The following is a 15,942-nucleotide window of genomic DNA, read 5'->3' as shown; positions in this document are numbered from 1 at the left end:
CACAGCGGTTAGGCATCCTCCGGGGTCCAAGTGGCATTCTTGACTTCTTCGCGGAACCAGTCGGGGATGTGTTCCTCGTCGCGGGGGAAGAGGTACAGCTCCTGGGCAAAAGTGTCGTTGACGGGATCACCAAGCTCCCAGACTGGCTTCTCCGTGTAGTTGAAACTGGCTTCCCAGCCATCGCCGGCTGGCGTGATGCTCAGAGTCATAGAAAACCAGGTGCCTTTGCCTGGCTTGTACATCAACTCCCGTAGCGTCCGCGCCGCTACGACAACGCTCTTGTCGATGTGCTTGCGCTTCATCTCGGTGCCATCCAAGTAGGCCTTAGCAATGGCACTTGCTGTTCCGCCTACTTCTGAGCGGACGTATGCGAAGGTGTCCCACTCGATGTCGTTTGGCCGCGCAGCCCAAAGCGCTTCCGCAATGGTTCTCTCGAGTTCTCGAGTTGTTTCGAAAGTGTCATGTGAGGTGGTTCCTTGCGTCATTTCTGGAAGCCCTAGTCGGACCCCGGGGTCCAGATGGAGCCCCGCATTTCTTCTTTGAACCAGTCGGGGATGTGTTCCTCGTCGCGGGGGAATAGGTGCAGCTCTTGGGCGTACGTGTCAGCGGACGGTTCACCGAGTTCCCAATGCGGTCTATCGTCGTAATTGTAGGAAGCCTCCCAGTCGTCACCGGTGGGCGTAACAATGAGGCGCATGGAAAACCACGTTCCCCTACTCGGCTTGTACATAGCTTCTCGAAGTTTCTTGGCCGCTAGGAGAACGCTATCTTCGGTGCGCCTGCGTTTTACCTCTTTGTCACCTAGGTAAGCCTTTGCGGTGGCGCTTGCCCTGCCCCCTATCTCAGAGCGGACATACGCAAAAGTGTCCCACTCAATGTCCAAAGGCCGTGTCGTCCAAAGTCCTTCCGCAATGGTTCTCTCGAGTACTCGAGTTGTTTCGAAAGTGTCATGTGAGGTGGTTCCTTGCGTCATTTCTGGAAGCCCTAGCCGGAATCCGGGGTCCATGTGGCGCCCTTCATTTCTTCTTTGAACCAGTCGGGGATGTGTTCCTCGTCGCGGGGGAAGAGGTACAGCTCTTGGGCGTAGGTGTCGTTGTCTGGCTCGCCGAGTTCCCAAACGGGCTTTTCGTCGTAGTTGTAGCTGGCTTCCCAGCCGTCTCCTTTGGGAGTGACTTTCAGAGTCATGGAAAGCCAGGTTCCTTTGCCGGGCCTGTACAGCACTTCCCTAAGCGTCCGGGCTGCTATAAGAACGTTATTGTCCACGTGGATGCGTTTCACCTCGGCACCGGCTAAGTAGGCCCTTGCGATGGAGCTTGCCCTGCTTCCGATTTCGGAGCGAACATATGCAAACTCATCCCATTGGATGTCTTGGGGCCGAATGGCCCAAAGCGCTTCCGCAATGGTTCTCTCGAGTTCTCGAGTTGTTTCGTAAGTTTCATGTGAGGTGGTTCCTTGCGTCATTTCTGGAAGCCCTAGTCGGAATCCGGGGTCCATGTGGCGCCCTTCATTTCTTCTTTGAACCAGTCGGGGATGTGTTCCTCGTCCCGGGGGAAGAGGTACAGCTCCTGGGCGTAGGTGTCGTTGACTGGCTCGCCGAGTTCCCAAACGGGCTTTTCTGTGAAGTTGTAGTCGGCTTCCCAGCCGTTACCGGCTGGCGTGACGGTCAGGGTCATGGAAAGCCAAGAGCCCTTGCCAGGCTTGTACATTGCTTCTCGAAGATCGTCGACTGTGAATGCGACTTCTTTGACGATGCTCCTACGATCGATCACGGCTCCCTGATGGAAGATCTTGGTGATGGAGCTGCCCAGCCCACCTATTTGATTGTGGACATATACCAGTGAATCCCAGGACACATCTGTCGGACGAATAGACCACATCGTCTCGGCAACGGTTCTCTCTAGTTCTTGAGTCGATTCGAAAGTGTCCTGGGAAGTGGCTCCTTGCGTCATTCTGGAAGCCCTAGTCGGAATTCGGGGTCCATGTGGCGCCCTTCATTTCTTCCTTGAACCAGTCGGGGATGTGGTCTTCGTCCCGGGGGAAGAGGTATAGCTCTTGGGCGTATGCAGTGGGTCCTGGGTCTCCGAGTTCCCAGACCGGTTTGTCGGTGTAGTTGTAGCTGGTCTCCCAGCCGTCGCCAGTGGGGGTGATTGTCAGCGTCATCGACAGCCACGCGCCCTTGCCAGGCTGGTAGGTAACTTCCCGCAGTTTCATAGCTGATACGAGTACATCCTTTCGTGGACGGGCGCGTTCCAACTCCAGGCCGTCCCGGTAGAGCTTTGCGATGGCGCCGCCCGTACCGCCGGTCTCCATATATACATAAGCAAAGCTGTCCCAAGGCTTGTCTTGCGGTCGGATAGCCCACAGCCCCTCAGCAATTGCGCGTTCTAGCTCACGGGCTCCTTCAAAAGAGCCTCCCGCCGACATCTGTTCCGTCATACTCATCTCTTTCCTACTATGTTCCTGAAAACTCGGTCGAAGAAGACCTTCCCATTAGCGGAAGCTTCGACGGTGATGAACTCGGGAGTTCTTAGTCCCTGCGACCGAGATATATCAATCTCCAGGGCAATCGTAGGCGGAGGAACTTCTAAAGCCTTGTCGTAAATAGCGCGTTCGAAATTGTAGAAGCTGTCCACGTTGCCCAAACCGTTGTTGAGCTCGCGCAGCATCCCCACCACGTTGATGCGCTCCTCTATGCCGTCAAAGAGTCGGGCAATCAGGTGGCCGCCCTCGTACTTCCATCCTTCAGAGAGAGGAATCTGGCTGTAAATTTCGGCATTTGAAGCTTGGCCGACGCTGCCTTGTATGTGAGGCGACCGACGTCCATCGCCCAACTGCAGACCTTCCACCTTCACGTGCTCGGTGAGGCCGTTGTGATCGGTTTTGAAAGTCACGTCTCCCTCCACGCCGTTAACTTTGTATGTCATTTCCGGTAGGGGGTTGTTGAGTTCAGGACTAATTTTTCCTCTGACTTTGTCTACCAATATCTCCTTGATGGTCCCGTTCGCATCCGTAATGAAGGTACCGCGGCCGGGCACCCGGTATTCGGTGTTGGGTGCGAAGCCTTCGGTGACTTTGGTCCAGGGAGTCCTGGGTCCGGGAACCATGGAATCGGGGACACGAACCACTTTTTGCACGGCAGGGTTCGACGCGTCGTGGAGCGGTGAAGGTTTGAGTTGGGCGATGACTTCGTGATGCTCCGCGGCTCTGCCGAGGGTGCCCATCGCCGGGGGACGGTAGGCGGCCTGGTCCAGGCGGTCGATGCCGTGAAGAACCTCCTCTGCCAGACCGCCCAAAGGACCACGGCCCACCCCGGAGATGCCGTCCGCTACACGGACTGCGCCAGCACCGTCGTCGAGGTGGTTGAGGAGGTTCGCGGATCCCTGCAACGGTGGTTTGATCAGGCTCTCCCAGGTGACAACCTTGACCGTAGTCATCACGTCAGTGATTTTTGCTACCGTCACTGAACGGAGTTCTCCTACTTTGGCAAGGCCTGGCAGTGTGCCGGGCAGACTTGCTAGGTTACCCGCACTGGCGAGACGCAGACCCAGTCGTTCAGCGAGGGATCCGGCTTTCAGGACGCCAGCCGTACCGAAGGAGACAACGAAGGCGCCAACATCCGCTGAGTTGCGGGTCAGGGCATATTCCCATTCGCCCTTTGACCATGCGTCCGCCTGGAATAAGTCCGGAAGGACCTTTCCCAACTGCTCAGCCGCAGCGTCCTGCTCCTCCTGCTTCCCTGTGATTGCCCGGTCCAGCCAGATGCCAGGGGCTACAAACATGCCCACGTTCCAGAGCATGCTGCCCACACCACTCCAGGCGTCACCGAAATTTTGGGTGGTGAGGCCCAATTCCTTAATCTCGGGTTTCCACGCCAGCGACAACGGAGTCAATGAGTAGGCGCCGCCCACCAACTCCCACCCCGAGTCCAACAGGCCCTGCCCAGCACCCATCAAGCCCCGAAGTCTGGCCCGATCCACGGGTGCGCCCCAGGGGAGATCACCTTGTGCGCCCAATGCATCCAAAGTCCCGGCATCAACAGCATGAACATTGGATCCATCCGGCTTCGCCTGCGAATCGTTGATGTTCACATAATGTGTTCCGCCGTACTGGGCCGTAATTTTATTAGCACAGTCCTGCTCGGCTTCCATGAACCGAGCCTTGATGTTGTTAAGTTCAGCGAGCAGCCGGTTCTGCTCACTAACGAGCTCAGGAGCGGTGGCCCACTCGTCGCCCTTGAGCTCAATGCGTGAACTGAGGTTTCCGGAATCGCTCCTCAGGGCGTCGCTTCTCGTTTTGATGTCGCGGCAAGCGGAAGCGAAAACCGACAGGGCAGAAGCGACCATTGAAACGCCGCTATTGAGATCATCCGCCATGGTGGTAACTGGGGAAAAGGCCGCCAGAAGCTGTGGCTTCTCGGGTGTATCGAATGTCCCGGCCAAGGCGTTCCAGCCCGAGGCAGTGACCTGAACTGATGCCTCATACTTCGCCCCGGCAGTTGAAAGGGCAGCAGCTTGTGCGTCCAAAGCTTCCGGGTTGGGTATCACGGGCAACGCTGTGAGGTCGAGGCCCGGGACCCTACCCCCTGGTGCTACACAAATCTCGTTGAAGGTAGTCATGGTGTCCCTTTAGCCAAGCTCCGCCGGGCGGTGACCTGCCCGCAGTGGCATGGCGCCGCCGTCGGACGCGCTGTTACCGGACGCGCTGTTACCGGCCGCGATGGCCGAGGCCTGGGCCTGCTGCGCCATGACGCTGTCTGCCTGAACGTACGCCATGAGGGCGTCGTTGGTTCCTTGGACGATTGCTGCGGACCTGCCGGCAATGAACTTGACCTTGAGTGCCAGTGACTGCTCGACGAATTCATTGAGCGCCTGAGCTACAAGACCGGTGCCGAGTGTGGCCCCGACATCGGAAATGGCGGTTCCCACTGCCTTAGCCGCTTCGTTCTGCGCGTCGATATTAGAAGCCGCCGTGGTCAGCACGGCGTGGGTGCCTGCGGTGTCAATATTCCAGTTGAGCGTCATCGTTCCCCCAAATAGCGTCCTCGGACTTGGCCGATACCTCAACGACGCTACAACGAGTGGACGAATCCGTCTTGTCACACGTTCAATCCCACAGAGGAGCGTCACGAAAGGGGCCACAAAGCCACAATATGAACCTGCATAAGAAGCCCGCTGCAACAAGGCCGATGAAGCCTTCGTGACGAAATGTTTCCCTAGGTGACTTCGCGTTTCCGGACCTTTGCTGGCGAAAACTGGCCAGACCTACAGTCGATGTATGACAGATACAGCTGTAGCCGGTGCGTCGGCTGAGACCACCAAGCGTCCGGCACGCACCCGCCCTGCCGCCAAGCCCCACGGCCAGTGGAAGGTTGACGGCACCGCGCCCCTCAATGCCAACGAAACCTGGAAGCAGGAAGACAACGGGCTGAACGTTCGTGAGCGCATTGAGTCTGTCTACTCCAAAGAAGGCTTTGATTCGATCGACGGCACGGACCTTCACGGCCGCTTCCGTTGGTGGGGCCTCTACACCCAGCGCAAGCCCGGGATCGACGGCGGCAAGACCGCAACGCTTGAACCGCACGAGCTCGAAGACAAGTACTTCATGCTGCGCGTGCGCATCGACGGCGGTGCACTCACCACTGAGCAACTCCGGGTCATCGGGCAGATCTCCGTGGACTTCGCCCGCGGCTCGGCTGACCTGACGGACCGTCAGAACATTCAACTGCACTGGATCCGTGTTGAGGACGTGCCGGAGATCTGGCGCCGCCTTGAAGGTATTGGACTGTCCACCACAGAGGCTTGCGGCGATGTTCCACGCGTTATCCTCGGCTCTCCGGTTGCGGGCATCGCCAAGGACGAGATCATTGATCCCACTCCGCTGATCCATGAGCTCGCCGAGCGTTTCATTGGCGATCCCGAGCTGGCCAACCTGCCGCGCAAGTACAAGACGGCCATCACGGGTCACCCGTCCCAGGACGTGGTGCACGAGATCAACGACTTCGCCTTGGTGGGCGTGGTCCACCCTGAGCTCGGTGCCGGTTACGACCTCTGGGTTGGCGGCGGCTTGTCCACCAACCCGCGCCTGGCCGAACGCCTCGGCGTGTTCGTCTCCGCGGACGTTGCCGCCGAAGTATGGCTCGGCGTTACCAGCATCTTCCGCGACTACGGCTACCGCCGCATGCGCACCAAGGCCCGTCTGAAGTTCCTCATGAACGACTGGGGTCCGGCCAAGTTCCGCCAGATCCTCGAGGACGAATACCTCGGCTTCAAGCTCCCGGACGGCCCCGCTGCTCCCAAGCCCACGTCTCCCGGCGACCACATTGGTGTTCACGAGCAGAAGGACGGCAAGTTCTTCATCGGCGTCACCCCCACTGTGGGACGCACGTCCGGCGAGGCACTCGTGACGCTGGCGGACACCCTGGAGAAGCACGGCAGCTACCGCCTCCGTACTACTCCTCACCAGAAGCTGGTCATCCTGGACGTGGCCAAAGAGCAGGTGGAGCCGCTCATCGCCGAACTGGACACCCTGGGCCTTTCCGCCCGTCCGTCCGTGTTCCGCCGCGGCACCATCGCTTGCACGGGCATCGAGTTCTGCAAGTTGGCCATCGTGGAAACCAAGGTCACGGCAGCTACGGCCATCGCTGAGCTGGAGCGCCGCTTGGCCGACCTCGTGGAATCCAAGCAGCTGCCGTCGGCACTGTCCCTCCACATCAACGGTTGCCCGAACTCCTGCGCACGTATCCAGACGGCCGATATCGGCCTGAAGGGCATGATGCTGCCAACGCCCGACGGCGACCCCACCCCGGGTTTCCAGGTTCACCTCGGTGGCGGGCTGGCGAACAACGAGCGCGAGGAAGCCGGTTTGGGACGTACCGTCCGCGGCCTCAAAGTCACTGTGGAAGACCTGCCCGATTATGTGGAGCGCGTGGTCCGTAAGTTCGTCGCCGTAGGCGCCGAAGGCCAGACCTTCGCAGAGTGGGCACACTCGGCAGATGAAGGAGATCTCCAATGACAGATCCCGTCACTATCACCAACCTCGCCAGCGCGGCAGCGCGTCCGGCGCTGCGTTCTCCTGAAGAGCTCAAAGCCCTGGCTGAACAAGGCGCCGCTGAGCTCGGCTGGAACGCCCCTGCCCGGGACATCATCGCCTGGGTTGCCCGTAACTTCGAGCTGCCCACCGTAACCGTGGCCTGCTCCATGGCCGACGCCGTACTGCCCGCCTTGGTGGCGGACCAGCTTCCCGGCGTCGACGTCTTGTTCCTGGAAACCGGCTACCACTTCAAGGAAACGTACGAGACGCGCGACGAAGTCGCAGCGAACCTCCGCGTCAACGTGGTGGACGTCCTTCCCGAAACCACTGTGGAACAACAGGATCGCTTGCTGGGCAAGGACTTGTTCGCCCGCGACCCCGCCCAGTGCTGTGCGCTGCGCAAGGTGCAGCCGCTGCGCCGTTCGCTGACCGGATACGAAGTCTGGTTCACCGGGGTGCGACGCGACGAGGGCCCCACCCGCACCAACACGCCGGTGGTCACCTGGGATGAAGGCTTTGGCCTGGTCAAGGTGAACCCGATGGTGGACTGGACCTTCGATCAGCTGATCGAGTACTCCGAGGACAACATCCTTCCCGTCAACCCCCTCCTGAGCCAGGGCTACCCGTCCATCGGCTGCCAGCCCTGCACGCGCAAAGTGGCCCCGGGTGAAGACCCCCGCGCCGGCCGCTGGGCAGGATCCGACAAGACAGAATGCGGACTACACACATGAGCACGTACACAACAGAGGAGTCCCCGGTGGAAGTTGCAGCGGCAGTCGACGCCCCCTCGGCCGAGCGTCTCTCCAGCTTGGACACCCTCGAGTCCGAAGCCATCCACATCATCCGCGAGGTTGTTGCTGAGTTCGAGAAGCCTGCGCTGCTGTTCTCCGGCGGCAAGGATTCCGTGGTCATGCTGCACCTGGCCACCAAGGCGTTCTGGCCGGGCAAGGTTCCGTTTCCGGTTCTCCACGTGGACACCGGCCACAACTTCCCGGAGGTCATCGACTTCCGCGATCGCACCGTTGAGCGCCTGGGGCTGAAGCTGGTTGTTGGCTCAGTCCAGGAATTCATCGACCGCGGCGAACTGGCCGAGCGTGCTGATGGCACACGCAACCCGTTGCAGACCGTTCCGCTGCTGGACGCGATCCAGAAGAACAAGTTCGACGCCGTGTTCGGCGGCGGCCGTCGCGACGAGGACAAGGCCCGCGCCAAGGAGCGCATCCTGAGCCTTCGCGACGAGTTCGGCCAGTGGGACCCGCGCAACCAGCGCCCTGAGCTGTGGAACCTGTACAACGGCCGCCACACCGTGGGCCAGCACGTCCGTGCATTCCCCATCAGCAACTGGACCGAGCTGGACATCTGGCGCTACATCGAGCGCGAGAACATCGAGCTTCCCAGCCTGTACTACGCCCACGAGCGCGAAGTCTTCGCCCGTGACGGCATGTGGCGCGCAGTGGGCGAGGTATCCCAGCCGCTGCCCAACGAGGACGTCATCACCAAACTGGTCCGCTACCGCACGGTGGGGGACATGTCCTGCACAGGTGCCGTCGAGTCCGACGCACGCACCGTGGCCGACGTCGTTGTTGAAGTCGCTGCCTCCACCCTGACCGAACGTGGCGCCACCCGAGCAGATGACCGCATCTCCGAGGCAGCCATGGAAGACCGCAAGAAGGACGGCTACTTCTAAATGAGCACCGAAACTTTGGCTGCCGGGCTGGAAACAGCCCTGCCCACTACACTCTTCCGCTTCGCGACCGCCGGCTCGGTGGACGACGGCAAGTCCACTTTGGTGGGCCGCCTCCTTCACGACTCCAAGGCGATTCTTGCTGACACGCTCGACGCCGTTGCCCGCACCTCCGCGGACCGCGGCTTCGGTGGAGAAAAGGGCGGCATCGACCTCGCCCTCCTGACCGACGGCCTGCGTGCCGAGCGTGAACAGGGCATCACCATCGACGTCGCTTACCGCTACTTCGCCACGGACCGCCGCAGTTTCATCCTGGCGGACTGCCCCGGCCACGTTCAGTACACCAAGAACACGGTGACCGGCGCGTCCACTGCGGATGCCGTCGTCGTACTCATTGACGCCCGCAAGGGTGTGCTGGAGCAGACCCGCCGGCACCTGTCCGTGCTGCAACTGCTTCGCGTTGCTCACGTCATTGTGGCGGTCAACAAGATCGACCTGGTGGACTTCAGCGAGCAGGTGTTCCGCGAGATCGAAGCGGACGTGCAGAAGGTTGCCCGAGAACTTGGCCTTGGATCCGACGGAGTCGCTGACCTGCTGGTGGTGCCGGTGTCGGCCCTTGATGGCGACAACGTGGTGGACCGCTCTGAGCGCACCCCTTGGTACACGGGCCCGGCACTGCTGGAGGTCCTCGAAACCCTCCCTGCTGCTGACGAGCTTGAGGCCGAACTGGAGAGCTTCCGCTTCCCGGTGCAGCTGGTGATCCGCCCGCAGGGCGCCCTGGCTCCCGATGCTGTTGCTGCCGGGCTCGATGTGGAGGCGTACCGCGATTACCGCGCATATGCAGGCCAGATCACTGAGGGCTCGGTGAAGGTTGGCGACGAAGTTTCCGTGATCAGCCCGGGCCATGAGCCGCGTACCACCACGGTGATCGGCATCGACTTCGCCGGCCAATCGCTGGACGAGGCAGCTGCTCCGCAGTCGGTGGCTGTTCGACTGGCTGATGAGATCGACATCGCCCGCGGAGACACTATCGCCGCCGCCGGAACGGTCCGTGAAAGCACTGCTGACCTGTATGCGTCGCTCGCATGGCTCTCGCCGAAGCCGCTCCGCGAAGGCCAGAAGGTCCTGGTGAAACACGGCACGCGCACGGTCCAGGCACTGGTCCGCAACGTCACCGGCAAGCTGGACCTGGCCACGTTCAACGTGGAGCCTGCGTCCAACCTGGAACTCAACGACATCGGACACGCACAATTGCGCCTGTCCGCTCCGTTGCCGCTGGAAAACTATCTGCACCACCGCCGCACCGGTGCTTTCCTGGTGATCGACCCCATCGACGGCAATACTCTCGCCGCCGGTCTTGTGAAGGACCACCCGGGCGACCACGAAGACGAACGTTACGTCATCTAGGGTCACACGTAGTCACAAAACCGCAGCTTGTTCGCGACTCCTCACGTTGTACGGCGGGAATTTCGAACAGGCTGCGGTTTTCTTTCTGGGGAAGGACCCATGCCACAGAACACCTCGCTCAGCACTCTCCTCAACGCCGGCAAGGATCTGGTCCTGGACGGTGCGTTGGCCACGGAACTGGAAGCCCACGGCTGCGACCTGGAGGACGCGTTGTGGTCAGCCAAGGTCCTACTGGAGCAGCCGCACCTGATCAAACAGGTCCACCGCGACTACTTCGACGCCGGGGCATCCGTGGCCATCACGGCAAGCTATCAGGCGACGCCGCAGGGTTTTGCGCAGCGCGGATTGTCCGTTGATGAGTCGTTGGAGCTGGTGGCTTTGAGCGTCCGGTTGGCGGACGAAGCACGGCAGGAAGCCTTGGCGGAGGGCACCGCTCATGGCCCACTGCTGGTGGCCGGATCAGTGGGTCCCTACGGGGCCTACCTCGCCGATGGCTCCGAATACCGGGGTGATTACACGCTTTCAGCCGCGGAATTCCGGGATTTCCACCGGCCACGCATAGCCGCGCTGGTGGAGGCCGGTGCGGATTTCCTGGCGTGCGAGACCCTTCCGTCTTACGCCGAAGCGGAGGCGCTGTTGTCGCTCGTGGCGGAGTTCGACGTCGAATCCTGGTTTACGTTCACGCTGCGGGACAGCGGCCACATCAGTGACGGAACGCCGATCGCGGACGCGGCTGCGCTGCTCAGCGCGGAACCGCGGGTGGCCGCCGTCGGGGTTAATTGTGTGCCGCTTGAACTGGTCACCGAAGCACTAGGCACCCTGCAGAGGTCCTCGAACAAGCCGCTGGTGGCGTACCCGAATTCGGGGGAGACCTACGATGCTGTGACCAAGACCTGGGGCCCCTCGGAAGGCGTTCAAGGTAACGAAACGTTGGCGGGCAATGCTGCTGTTTGGCTTGACCGGGGCGCCCATCTCATAGGTGGCTGCTGCCGCACAACTCCGCGCGACATAGAAGGCCTGGCGTCGAATATGACGCCACGTGAACCTGCGTGAACCTTGGTTTCTACGGGATTGAAGCCGAAATATGACAGTCCCTACTGTGAACACATGACCTCTCCGGAATGGTCCTTCCTTGCCCACCACGGGCGATGTTACGGGGCCTGATCTTCGCCCCACCTCGCATCCCACATTTTTCATAAGGACCCCCCATGGCAAACACACCCGAGTCACAGAAACCCGATTCCGGCACCACCCGCATCGTCGCCGGTGAAACCGCACCCAAGCCCAAGCGCCGCCGCACCCTGGAAATCGGCCTCGCCGTCGGCCTCGTGCTGCTGATCGGTGCAGGCGCTGCAGTTGCTTCCGCTGTTTCGCAGAACAACCAAGCCGCACCCGCTCCCACCACCACGCCTGCAGCTGAGCTCAAGCTCGGCTACTTCAGCAACGTGACCCACGGCCCGGCGCTGGTAGGCACCAGCAAGGGCCTGATCGCCAAGGAACTCGGCGAGACCAAGCTCAGCACCCAGATCTTCAACGCAGGGCCCGCCGCGATCGAAGCCCTGAACGCCGGCGCCATCGACGCCACCTACATCGGCCCGAACCCGGCCATCAACTCCTTCGTCAAGAGCAAGGGCGAGTCCATCAGCATCATCGCCGGTGCCGCTTCAGGCGGTGCCCAGCTGGTGGTCAAGCCGGAGATCACCTCCGCAGCCGACCTCAAAGGCAAGATCCTCAGCTCCCCGCAGCTCGGCGGAACCCAGGATGTGGCCCTCCGGGCCTGGTTGGGCGAGCAAGGCTTCAAGACCAACACCGATGGCAGCGGCGACGTCAACATCAACCCGACAGAAAACGCCCAGTCGCTGAAGCTCTTCCAAGACGGAAAGCTCGACGGCGCGTGGTTGCCTGAGCCGTGGGCCTCCCGCCTGGTGCTCGAAGCCGGGGCGAAGGTCCTGGTTGATGAGAAGGATCTGTGGGAGAACGGCGATTTCACCACCACCATCCTGATCGTGAACAAGAAGTTCGCTGCCGAACACCCCGAGACCGTGAAGGCACTCCTGAAGGGCCACGTTGAATCCGTGAACTGGCTCAACTCGGCTTCTGCTGAGGAGAAGGCGACCACCATCAACGCCGTCCTCAAGGACACCGCTGGTAAGCCGCTTCCCGCGAACGTGATTGAACGCGCTCTGCAGAACATCAAGTTCACCACCGATCCGCTGGCAGGAACGTACAACAAGCTCCTGGAAGACGGCGTCAAAGCCGGAACCACTCAGAAGGCCGATATCAACGGCATCTTCGACCTCCGAACCTTGAACGAGGTAGAGGGCAAGAAGACTTCCGCAGCAGGACTTGGCCAAGACTAAGCAGTAACAGGCTGGTCCGCTTCCCCTCATGTTGATCGGGGAGCGGACCGGCCTTTAGCCATATCAGCTCTACCAATCAACACGAAGGACGGGACCATGCCAGTCGTACTCGAGAACCTGGGCAAGCGCTTCGGCGACGGCGCCCCGGTGCTGGACGACGTCAACGCCACCATCGCGCAGGGCGAGTTCGTTGCCCTCCTCGGTGCGTCCGGCTGCGGCAAGTCCACCCTGCTGAACATCATGGCGGGACTGGAAAAGCCGACGTCGGGCGCTCTTGAAGTACCCAGCGACGGTGCCGCCTTCATGTTCCAGGACGCATCTTTGTTCCCTTGGCTGACCGCGCGCGGCAACATCGAACTCGCACTTCAACTGGCGGACAAGACCAGCACCAAGGCGAGCCGGCGTGAACGCGCCAGCGAGCTGTTGGAACTGGTGCACTTGGGCGGCGCGGGGGATAAGCGTCCCCACGAACTGTCCGGCGGCATGAGGCAGCGTGTTGCGTTGGCCCGCTCCTTGGCTCAAGACAGGCAGCTGTTGCTGATGGATGAGCCGTTTGCTGCCCTTGACGCGATCACCCGAGACCTCTTGCACGACGAACTCGAACGAATTTGGAAGGAAACGGGACGGACCATCGTGTTCGTCACGCACAACGTGCGCGAAGCTGTTCGACTCGGCCAGCGCGTGCTCCTTTTGTCCTCGCGCCCCGGCCGTGTGGTGGCCGAATGGGAAGTCACCGAGGAACACCGCACCGATGCTGGTCGCGCCGGGGAGCTGACCGGTGTCATCACCCGCCGGCTTCGCGAGGAGATCCGCCGCCATGCCAAGTAACCCCATCACCACCGAAGAGCGGACCCTTCCCGTGACAGAATCCAAAGAGCACATCACCTCCCCGTCGCTGAAGGGCAACGCCTCGGAACTCCGGGACCTTGAAGCCGGCCTGGACAACCTCCAGTCAGACAGCGGACGCAAAGCCGGCATCGAATGGAAGCGCGTCCTGCTGCCTGTTGCCGCCTTGGTGGTCCTGATCCTCGCGTGGCAGTTCTACGTTTCGCTGGAGTTCAAGCGGCGTGACCTCGTTCCCGGTCCGCTGGACGTTCTCACCCAGTTCGTCACCATGTGGGGAGAAGGCAAAGTCCAGGAAGCCGTGTGGACATCGCTGCAGCGTGGTGTGATCGGCTTCCTGATTTCCGTGGTTATCGCTACGCCCGTCGGGTTGATCCTGGCTCAGGTAGCACCCTTGCGCCGTGCGTTCGGGCCGCTCATCTCCGGGCTGCAGGTGCTCCCTTCCGTGGCGTGGGTTCCTGCCGCAATCATCTGGTTCGGCCTGACCGACGCCACCGTCTACTTCGTGGTGTTCATGGGCGCCATCCCGTCCATCATCAACGGACTCATTTCCGGCGTGGACCAGATCCCGCCGCAGTACCGCAGCGTTGGCACAGTCCTCGGTGCCAACCGTCTCCAGATGGCGCTCCAAATCGTCCTGCCTGCCGCGCTTCCCGGCTATATCGGCGGTCTGAAGCAGGGGTGGGCCTTTTCCTGGCGCTCACTCATGGCCGCGGAAATCATCGCAGTGGGCGGAACGATTGGTTTCGGCTTGGGCTCGTTGCTGGATCAGGGCCGGCTCCTGTCCGATATGACTATCGTAATGTCCGCGATCCTGCTGATCCTGTTCGTGGGAATCCTGATCGAGCTCCTGGTATTCGGGCCGATCGAGAAGCGCTTGCTGCAGCGCAGGGGTTTGCTGGCTGGCAGCAGCCGCTGACCCTTTGGAGTTTGTGTACACATAATGCCCTTAAGAGCGCTTCTTAGGGGCATTATGTGTACACAAACTCAGGCCGGCCTTTCCTCGCGGGTTCGCGCCCGTTCGCGCTGTGCGCACCCGTTCGGTGTCGGCGTCGCACCCTTTTGCGCCATTCGCTGCAGTGGTTACGGGTGCATTGGGCGGAAAGTGGTGCGGCAGCTTCTGGCGCCCCTTTCTCCGCTCTCCGCGCGCACCTAGAATCGGCGAATGGGCCTTCTCACGTTTAGTATCAACGTCACTCTTGATGGTTGCGTCGACCACCGGGAGGGCATCGCGGACGACGAGACTCATGCCCTCTTCACCCGCCTTCTGGAGCAGGGCGGGGCAATGCTCTGGGGCCGCACTACCTACGAAATGATGGAGAGCTATTGGCCCTTGGTGGCCAACGGCGAAGTGGAAGCCCCTCCAGCGTTGCGGGAGTGGGCGCTGACGCTGGAGACAATGCCCAAATACGTCGTATCGTCCACGCGTTCAAACTTCCCCTGGACCAATAGCCACCACCTTGTTGGCGATCTGCGCACGGCGGTGCAGGAGCTCAAGGACAGGACCCCAGACGGGGTGCTGATAGGCAGCGGCAAATTAGCCACAGAACTGGACCGACTGGATCTGATCGACGAGTACAAATTTCTCGTCCATCCCAGGATCGCTGGCCACGGTCCCACCCTGTACCAGGGCGGGCTGCCCGCCACACGGCGCCTCGAGCTGGTCTCGGCGGAGCCGCTCAGCAACGGCGTGGTATCCATGCACTATCGACGCGTTGACTGAGGGCTGAGCCCGCATTTCTGCCTCATGCACCCGTTGCCGCCGGAGGCACCCTTTCGGCGCCTGGTTCGCTCCCTTTCGCGCCTTTCGCACCAGTGGTTACGGGCGCGATTGGCGGACATGGGTGCGGTGCGCTGGGGAAAGCTGAGCGAACGCACGACGGCGACCTGCCGCCGTCGTGCGTTCGCTGTTCTGAACCCGAGTGCTAGAGGGTGGCCAGGAGATCCCGCATTTCCTGGATCTCCGCTTCCTGGGAAGTGACGATGTCCTTGCTGAGTTGGACGGCTTCGGGGTTACTGCCCTGGGTGATCTCAGTCTTTGCCATGGTGACCGCGCCTTCGTGATGCGCGATCATCTGGGTCAGGAAGAGCTTGGCAGCTTCGGTGCCCTGGGCTGCGCTGAGTTTCTTGAGATCGGCGTCAGTCAGCATGCCGTCCATGCTGTGACCGCTGTGCCCGGAGGACCCCATTACTGGCATGTTCCAGCTCTTGAGCCAGCCCGTCATCTTCTCGATTTCGGGTGCTTGAGCTGCTTTTATCTTTACGGCCAACTGGGTCACCGCGGTGGGGATGTCAGCCTTGGCGAGCACGGCGTCGGACATCTCCACGGCTTGGGCGTGATGGGGAATCATCATCTGGGCGAACATGACGTCAGCAGCGTTGTGCCCTGCAGACGTGATGTTGGCGGGCGCGCTGGTGCCGGAGTTTCCGTGGTCCATTCCCGGCATGGAGCCAGGGTTTGCCGGAGAGGCACAGCCGGCCACGGCAAGGAGCCCCGCAAAAGCGGCGGCGCTAAGGGTGAGCTGAGTTTTGTTCATCAGGGTTGTGGTCTTTCGATAGTGGGGCGGCCCGGGGCGCGAGCCATCCTGGTGGTAGGCATGATGGTGGCCTCGAGAGCCC

At 61.3% G+C, this 15,942-nt stretch carries 17 protein-coding genes; 9 read left to right on the top strand and 8 right to left on the bottom strand.

The window, feature by feature from the left end; translation table 11 throughout:
• Nucleotides 1–8: 8 nt before the first annotated feature.
• From ACIQH5_RS04795 to ACIQH5_RS04765, 7 genes are all read right to left on the bottom strand, one after another.
• On the bottom strand, nucleotides 9–485 hold the full coding sequence (locus ACIQH5_RS04795; protein WP_400400773.1) for a hypothetical protein: 477 nt from the start codon (nucleotides 483–485) through the stop codon (nucleotides 9–11).
• Between the two features lie 11 nt (nucleotides 486–496).
• Nucleotides 497–697 carry a hypothetical protein gene (locus ACIQH5_RS04790; protein WP_400400771.1) on the bottom strand — a complete coding sequence of 67 codons (201 nt, stop codon included), beginning with the start codon at nucleotides 695–697 and terminating at the stop codon, nucleotides 497–499.
• Nucleotides 698–984: 287 nt separating this feature from the next.
• Nucleotides 985–1,185, bottom strand: a complete 201-nt coding sequence (locus ACIQH5_RS04785) for a hypothetical protein (protein WP_400400769.1) — start codon at nucleotides 1,183–1,185, stop codon at nucleotides 985–987.
• Between the two features lie 287 nt (nucleotides 1,186–1,472).
• Nucleotides 1,473–1,769 carry a hypothetical protein gene (locus ACIQH5_RS04780; RefSeq protein WP_400400767.1) on the bottom strand — a complete coding sequence of 99 codons (297 nt, stop codon included), beginning with the start codon at nucleotides 1,767–1,769 and terminating at the stop codon, nucleotides 1,473–1,475.
• A gap of 190 nt (nucleotides 1,770–1,959) precedes the next feature.
• Nucleotides 1,960–2,436 (bottom strand): hypothetical protein, encoded by a 477-nt coding sequence (locus ACIQH5_RS04775; RefSeq protein WP_400400765.1) that lies wholly within the window; start codon nucleotides 2,434–2,436, stop codon nucleotides 1,960–1,962.
• 2 nt (nucleotides 2,437–2,438) lie between these two features.
• Complete coding sequence (locus ACIQH5_RS04770; protein ID WP_400400763.1) at nucleotides 2,439–4,616, bottom strand: DNA/RNA non-specific endonuclease; 2,178 nt, start codon at nucleotides 4,614–4,616, stop codon at nucleotides 2,439–2,441.
• A gap of 9 nt (nucleotides 4,617–4,625) precedes the next feature.
• Nucleotides 4,626–5,021, bottom strand: a complete 396-nt coding sequence (locus tag ACIQH5_RS04765; RefSeq protein ID WP_400400761.1) for a DUF6507 family protein — start codon at nucleotides 5,019–5,021, stop codon at nucleotides 4,626–4,628.
• 253 nt (nucleotides 5,022–5,274) lie between these two features.
• Here ACIQH5_RS04765 and ACIQH5_RS04760 point away from each other — a divergent pair, with 253 nt between their 5' ends.
• The 9 genes from ACIQH5_RS04760 (at nucleotide 5,275) to ACIQH5_RS04720 (ending at nucleotide 15,046) form a co-directional block, all read left to right on the top strand.
• Nucleotides 5,275–7,011 carry a nitrite/sulfite reductase gene (locus tag ACIQH5_RS04760; protein ID WP_400400759.1) on the top strand — a complete coding sequence of 579 codons (1,737 nt, stop codon included), beginning with the start codon at nucleotides 5,275–5,277 and terminating at the stop codon, nucleotides 7,009–7,011.
• The gene (locus tag ACIQH5_RS04755) at nucleotides 7,008–7,760 is read left to right on the top strand and encodes a phosphoadenylyl-sulfate reductase (protein ID WP_141281858.1); all 753 of its coding nucleotides are present in this window, start codon (nucleotides 7,008–7,010) and stop codon (nucleotides 7,758–7,760) included. Before ACIQH5_RS04760 ends, ACIQH5_RS04755 begins: the two co-directional genes overlap by 4 nt.
• Entirely contained in the window at nucleotides 7,757–8,716 is a 960-nt protein-coding gene (cysD, locus tag ACIQH5_RS04750) for a sulfate adenylyltransferase subunit CysD (RefSeq protein WP_400400757.1), read from the top strand. The genes ACIQH5_RS04755 and cysD overlap by 4 nt, the downstream gene beginning before the upstream one ends.
• Nucleotides 8,717–10,120, top strand: coding sequence for a sulfate adenylyltransferase subunit 1 (locus ACIQH5_RS04745; RefSeq protein WP_400400755.1), 1,404 nt, complete (start codon nucleotides 8,717–8,719; stop codon nucleotides 10,118–10,120).
• A 99-nt stretch (nucleotides 10,121–10,219) separates the two neighbouring features.
• The gene (gene mmuM, locus ACIQH5_RS04740; protein WP_400400754.1) at nucleotides 10,220–11,173 is read left to right on the top strand and encodes a homocysteine S-methyltransferase; all 954 of its coding nucleotides are present in this window, start codon (nucleotides 10,220–10,222) and stop codon (nucleotides 11,171–11,173) included.
• Nucleotides 11,174–11,328: 155 nt separating this feature from the next.
• Nucleotides 11,329–12,480: an ABC transporter substrate-binding protein gene (locus tag ACIQH5_RS04735; RefSeq protein WP_105690186.1), complete on the top strand. Its 1,152-nt coding sequence runs from the start codon at nucleotides 11,329–11,331 to the stop codon at nucleotides 12,478–12,480.
• Between the two features lie 96 nt (nucleotides 12,481–12,576).
• The gene (locus ACIQH5_RS04730; protein WP_400400751.1) at nucleotides 12,577–13,308 is read left to right on the top strand and encodes an ABC transporter ATP-binding protein; all 732 of its coding nucleotides are present in this window, start codon (nucleotides 12,577–12,579) and stop codon (nucleotides 13,306–13,308) included.
• Entirely contained in the window at nucleotides 13,298–14,242 is a 945-nt protein-coding gene (locus tag ACIQH5_RS04725) for an ABC transporter permease (protein ID WP_024817720.1), read from the top strand. The genes ACIQH5_RS04730 and ACIQH5_RS04725 overlap by 11 nt, the downstream gene beginning before the upstream one ends.
• Nucleotides 14,243–14,488: 246 nt before the next feature.
• Nucleotides 14,489–15,046, top strand: coding sequence for a dihydrofolate reductase family protein (locus ACIQH5_RS04720; RefSeq protein ID WP_400400749.1), 558 nt, complete (start codon nucleotides 14,489–14,491; stop codon nucleotides 15,044–15,046).
• A 202-nt stretch (nucleotides 15,047–15,248) separates the two neighbouring features.
• Here ACIQH5_RS04720 and ACIQH5_RS04715 read toward each other — a convergent pair whose 3' ends face one another.
• A complete protein-coding gene (locus tag ACIQH5_RS04715; RefSeq protein WP_400400747.1) occupies nucleotides 15,249–15,860 on the bottom strand; it encodes a DUF305 domain-containing protein in 612 nt (203 codons plus the stop codon).
• Between the last annotated feature and the right edge of the window lie 82 nt (nucleotides 15,861–15,942).

The organism is Paenarthrobacter sp. NPDC091711, assembly GCF_044756605.1.
Taxonomy (GTDB): domain Bacteria; phylum Actinomycetota; class Actinomycetes; order Actinomycetales; family Micrococcaceae; genus Arthrobacter.
The sequence above is the reverse complement of the archived record's forward strand: the minus strand, read 5'-3'. Positions and strand labels throughout refer to the sequence as shown.